This is a genomic window from Roseibium denhamense, assembly GCF_009711415.1.
Classification (GTDB): domain Bacteria; phylum Pseudomonadota; class Alphaproteobacteria; order Rhizobiales; family Stappiaceae; genus Roseibium; species Roseibium denhamense.
On sequence record NZ_SMLZ01000061.1, the window covers coordinates 1 to 5,532 of the forward strand.

A 5,532-nucleotide genomic window follows, 5' to 3' on the forward strand; every position below is an offset into this window, starting at 1 on the left:
AGTATTAATCGCATGTATTGAGGCGCAAGGATAGAAATCTTGCGCCATTTTTCTTGGTTTCGCGGATCAATGCGGGCGTTTCAGATACCAAAAATTTACAAACTCTCCAAAAACTAAACTCTAGATTGCTATTTGGAGGTCTGCATGTTTTCGAATATCACGGTTGGAATGCGTCTTGGGGCGCTCATGGCGACGGTTATCGTCCTTTTCATCGGAGTTCTGGCGACAGCCGCCTATCAAGACCGCGAGCGCGCCTATGACGGCCGGCGCTTGGGGCTGACGCATCTGGTTCAAAGCGCGGTCAGTATATCAGATGCCTTCCAAAAGCAGGTTGAGGCGGGGACGATCTCCGAAGCAGAGGCCCAGGTGCGGGCCGTGGAGGCGATCCGGCACATGCGGTTTGACAACGGAAACTACCTCTACATCACGAAAGGATCCGACACCTTTGTGATGCACCCGATCGTACCGGCGATGGAAGGCTTGAGCCGGGCAGAGCTCCGCGACCGGTTCAATGTCCAGAACCTTGAAAATCTCGAGCGGATGGCGCGCCAGCCTGGTGGCGGATACTGGGACTATGAATGGCAACGCCCAGGATCCGACGTCCCGGTCGGAAAGACCGCATACCTGTCTTATTTTGGTCCGTGGCAATGGGTGGTTGGAACCGGGGCCTATGTCGACGATATCGAAGCGCAGTTCCGCGAAAACCTTGTTTGGCTGGCAGGATTTGCAGCCGGATTGGTTCTGCTTTGCGGAATTCTCTCTCATGTGCTGATCCGGTCGATTACGCGGCCATTGGCCCGGACGGTGCAAGAGGCGGAGGCTCTGGCCGCCGGTGACACTGATATTCTGTTTTCAGAAGCGGACCGCGGGGATGAGATCGGCATTGTTGCCCGGTCGATTGCCGCGTTCCGTGACCGCATCTTTGAGCAGCAGCGTCTTGCAAAGGAGGCCGAAGACACGGCAGAAGCCCAGGCGCACCGGCGTAGGCTGGTCGATGGCCTTGTCGCACGGTTCAGAAGCAATGTTTCCCATCTCCTGACATCCGTCGGGGAACGGATTGTGACCATGAAGAGCACGGCTGAAGATCTTTCGGCGCTTGCAGGCGCGTCATCCAAACGGGCTGCCGGTGCAAGCAGCTCCGCACAGGCTGCCAATGGCAGCATTGAAACCACGGCAGCAGCGGCCCAGGAACTGAGTTACGCGATCCGGGAAATCAACAATCAGGTAGCGAAAACGACTGAGGGGGTTCAAGGGGCAACCAACGCGGCTACGAAATCGAGTGAACGGGTGGCCAGTCTTTCAAACGCGGCCATGAAGATCGGCGAGGTGGTTACTTTGATCCAGGCGATTGCCGAACAGACCAACCTCCTGGCGCTCAACGCAACCATTGAAGCCGCACGGGCCGGGGAGGCGGGCAAAGGCTTTGCCGTTGTTGCCGCTGAAGTAAAGGAACTTGCGACCCAGACTGCAAAAGCCACCGAAGAGATCAGCAACCAGATTGCCGACATTCAGGGGTCGACCCATGAAGCGGTCTCGGCAATCGATGAGATCTCCACCCGGGTTCATGAAGTCCGTGAATTCACGACAGCAATCGCCGCTTCGATTTCCCAACAGGAAGCAGCGACCGAATCCATTGCTGAGAATGTGGTGAAGGCCGTCCAGCAAACGCAGGCGGCCAAGGTTGATATGGAGAAGGTTGCCAAGTCGTCCAATGATACCGATGAGGGGTCGTTGGTCGTCCTGCGCGGGGCGGATGAAGTCTCCGATTATGCAGATCGTTTGAAAGGGGAAGTGGATACCTTCCTCGAGGCAGTTGCCGCAGCCTGATCAGGCAAGCGAGCCGTTTCTGTTCGTCAAAGGGCGCTGGTTGGTCTCTTGCGTCCTTTGGCAGGGTCTGTTTCGGTCGGCAAAGACTTCTGATGCTTCAGGGCCGCGCTGCATGCATATCTGGCATGCGGTCGCGAGAATCGGACCCCAGGACGTGCGCCATTGTGATTTCGATAGTGGAATCAGGTTGCTTGTTGCAATTTGAATCGGTGGATTAAGGGTTGATTCACTGACGGAAACAGCCGGTTCTATGGCGGTAATAATAAACAGCCCGCGCGCACCAATTTCGCGCAACAAAATTACGCGTAGTGGGTATATCTTAGCGTTTTATGAGGCGGAAAATCGCGGATTCCCGCAAATGCGGAATTTCCAACAAAGCACTTGACGCAAAGGGTGCATGTGAGTAGTTTCCGCGCATCCCAAGGGCAGGCGGTAAGAGTGAACCCCTCCAGCGCACCTAGGCGCCGGACATACTCCTCTTAAACGCTGCCGGGTCACATAGGCGAATACGCGTCGATTGCATGACCGCGATTTTATCGTGGTCCTCTGGTTTTTCGCAGCGCCTGCCGCTCCTCGAGAGCGCGCGGGCGCGATTTTGCATGCTTAATCGAGCGGCGAAATCAGTGAAGGCTGCAGTCGTACAAGAGTTTTGGATGGACAAGGTAAAGGGCACAGAATGCCGACCATCAACCAGTTGATCCGCAAGCCGCGGAAAGATCCGCCGAAGCGGAACAAAGTGCCGGCCATGGAGGCCTGCCCGCAGAAGCGTGGTGTTTGCACCCGCGTTTATACAACCACTCCGAAGAAGCCGAACTCGGCTCTGCGTAAAGTGGCGAAAATCCGTCTGACCAACGGCTTCGAAGTCATTGGCTACATCCCCGGTGAAGGCCACAACCTTCAAGAACACTCCGTGGTGATGATCCGTGGCGGCCGCGTGAAAGACTTGCCGGGTGTCCGCTACCACATCATCCGTGGTGTGCTCGATACCCAGGGCGTTAAAGATCGTAAGCAACGCCGTTCGAAATACGGCGCGAAGCGGCCGAAGTAAGGAGCACATTAGATGTCCCGTCGTCACCGCGCAGAAAAACGCGAAGTTAACCCGGATCCGAAATTCGGGGACATCGTCATTTCGAAGTTCATGAACTCGATCATGTACGATGGAAAGAAATCCACCGCTGAGCGTATCGTTTACGGTGCTCTCGACGTTGTAGAAAACAAGACACGTGAGAACCCGGTTGAGGTGTTCCACGCAGCTCTTGAGAACGTTATGCCGCAAGTTGAAGTTCGCTCCCGCCGCGTTGGTGGTGCGACCTACCAGGTTCCGGTTGAAGTTCGTTCCGAGCGCCGTCAGGCGCTGGCAATCCGCTGGTTGATCGCAGCTGCGCGCAACCGCAACGAAACCACAATGGTTGACCGCCTTTCCGGCGAACTGCTCGATGCAGCAAACAACCGTGGTACCGCAGTTAAGAAGCGTGAAGACACACACCGGATGGCAGACGCCAACCGTGCATTCTCACACTATCGCTGGTAATAAGTGACTTCGAAGGGCTGACGCTATGGCGCGCACGCATAAAATCGAGGACTACCGTAACTTCGGCATCATGGCTCACATCGATGCAGGTAAGACGACCACGACGGAACGGATCCTCTACTACACGGGTAAGAGCCACAAGATTGGCGAAGTTCATGATGGTGCTGCCACCATGGACTGGATGGAGCAGGAGCAGGAGCGTGGCATCACGATCACGTCCGCTGCGACCACCGCTTTCTGGAAAGAAAAGCGCCTGAACATCATCGACACTCCGGGCCACGTTGACTTCACCATTGAAGTTGAGCGCTCCCTGCGTGTGCTTGACGGTGCTGTTGCTCTTCTGGACGCGAACGCTGGCGTTGAGCCGCAGACCGAGACTGTTTGGCGTCAGGCTGACAAGTACAACGTCCCGCGGATGATCTTTGTCAACAAGATGGACAAGCTGGGTGCCGATTTCGACCGTTGTGTCGAAATGATCGAAAAGCGCCTTGGCTGTACTCCGCTGGTCATGCAGTTGAACGTTGGCGCTGAAAGCGAATTTGCTGGCGTTGTCGATCTTCTGGAGATGAAGGCGCTGATCTGGCAGTCCGAAAACCTCGGTGCTGCTTGGGACGTTGTCGACATTCCGGCTGACCTGCAGGAAAAAGCGCTGACTGCCCGCGATGCTCTGATCGAGACGGCTGTTGAGATCGACGAAGCAGCTATGGAAGCGTATCTGGAAGGCGAAGAGCCGTCCGTCGAGACGCTTAAGACGCTGATCCGTAAAGGCACCATCGCAGGTGACTTCGTTCCGGTCTTCTGTGGTTCTGCATTTAAGAACAAAGGCGTACAGCCGCTTCTTGATGCTGTGGTTGACTACCTGCCGAGCCCTGTCGAGGTTCCGGCGATCAAAGGTATCGATCCGAAGACCGAAGAAGAAGCTGTCCGCCAGTCTTCTGATGACGAGCCGCTCGGCATCCTGGCATTCAAGATCGCAAACGACCCGTTCGTTGGCTCTCTGACGTTCTGCCGCATCTATTCCGGCGTTCTGAACAAGGGCGTGTCCCTGCTGAACACCGTTAAAGAAAAGCGTGAGCGTGTCGGCCGCATGATGCAGATGCACTCCAACTCCCGTGAAGACATCGATGTAGCCTATGCAGGTGATATTGTTGCGATCGCGGGCCTAAAAGACACCACGACTGGTGACACCCTGTGTGATCCGCTGAAGCCGGTGATCCTGGAGCGCATGGAATTCCCTGAGCCGGTCATCGAGATTGCTGTCGAGCCGAAAACCAAAGGCGACCAGGAGAAAATGGGCTTGGCCCTGAACCGCCTGGCTGCTGAAGATCCGTCCTTCCGCGTGAAGACCGACGAAGAGTCTGGTCAGACCATCATCGCAGGCATGGGCGAATTGCACCTCGACATCCTTGTTGACCGGATGAAGCGCGAGTTCAAGGTTGAGGCAAACATTGGTGCGCCGCAGGTTGCTTACCGCGAAACCATCACCAAGACAGCCGATGTGGATTACACCCACAAGAAGCAGTCCGGTGGTTCCGGTCAGTTCGCCCGCATCAAGCTCACCATCGAGCCGGCCGAGCCGAATGCTGGTTACGTGTTCGAAAGCACGGTTGTTGGCGGTAACGTTCCGAAGGAATACATCCCAGGTGTTACCAAGGGTATTGAAAGCGTCATGTCGTCTGGTCCGCTGGCCGGCTTCCCGATGCTCGATATCAAGGCAACCTTGACCGACGGTGCATACCACGACGTTGACTCCTCTGTTCTCGCTTTTGAGATCGCCGGCCGCGCCGGTTTCCGCGAAGCGATCCAGAAGGCCGGCCCGAAATTGCTCGAGCCGATCATGAAGGTCGAGGTTGTCACCCCGGAAGACTACATGGGTGATGTGATTGGTGACCTGAACTCCCGCCGCGGCCAGATCGCGGGTACGGAGAACCGGGGCATCGTGACTGTGATCACCGCAATGGTACCGCTGGCCAACATGTTTGGTTACGTGAACAACCTGCGTTCCATGTCTCAAGGCCGCGCACAATACTCGATGGTGTTCGATCACTACGAGCAAGTGCCGCAGGCTGTCGCCGAAGAGGTTCAGGCGAAATACGCCTGATCCCCACCTCTTAATGTCAAAAAGAAATAGAGAAACGGAGTAATCCGATGGCGAAGGAAAAATTTGAGCGTAA

The 5,532-nt window shown here is 55.9% G+C and carries 4 protein-coding genes; all 4 read left to right on the top strand.

The window, feature by feature from the left end:
* The first annotated feature begins 144 nt into the window (after window positions 1-144).
* Complete coding sequence (locus tag E1180_RS00335; RefSeq protein WP_155189105.1) at window positions 145-1,827, top strand: methyl-accepting chemotaxis protein; 1,683 nt, start codon at window positions 145-147, stop codon at window positions 1,825-1,827.
* 676 nt (window positions 1,828-2,503) lie between these two features.
* Window positions 2,504-2,875, top strand: coding sequence for a 30S ribosomal protein S12 (rpsL, locus tag E1180_RS00340; RefSeq protein WP_006936459.1), 372 nt, complete (start codon window positions 2,504-2,506; stop codon window positions 2,873-2,875).
* A gap of 12 nt (window positions 2,876-2,887) precedes the next feature.
* Window positions 2,888-3,358 carry a 30S ribosomal protein S7 gene (gene rpsG / locus E1180_RS00345; RefSeq protein WP_155189106.1) on the top strand — a complete coding sequence of 157 codons (471 nt, stop codon included), beginning with the start codon at window positions 2,888-2,890 and terminating at the stop codon, window positions 3,356-3,358.
* A gap of 25 nt (window positions 3,359-3,383) precedes the next feature.
* Window positions 3,384-5,459: an elongation factor G gene (fusA, locus tag E1180_RS00350; protein ID WP_155189107.1), complete on the top strand. Its 2,076-nt coding sequence runs from the start codon at window positions 3,384-3,386 to the stop codon at window positions 5,457-5,459.
* The last annotated feature ends 73 nt before the right edge of the window (window positions 5,460-5,532 follow it).

Bases quoted from the DNA above. Each gene is read 5' to 3' on its own strand.
- rpsG (WP_155189106.1), top strand. From the start codon at position 2,888: ATGTCCCGTCGTCACCGCGCAGAAAAACGCGAAGTTAACCCGGATCCG.
- rpsL (WP_006936459.1), top strand. From the start codon at position 2,504: ATGCCGACCATCAACCAGTTGATCCGCAAGCCGCGGAAAGATCCGCCG.
- E1180_RS00335 (WP_155189105.1), top strand. From the start codon at position 145: ATGTTTTCGAATATCACGGTTGGAATGCGTCTTGGGGCGCTCATGGCG.
- fusA (WP_155189107.1), top strand. From the start codon at position 3,384: ATGGCGCGCACGCATAAAATCGAGGACTACCGTAACTTCGGCATCATG.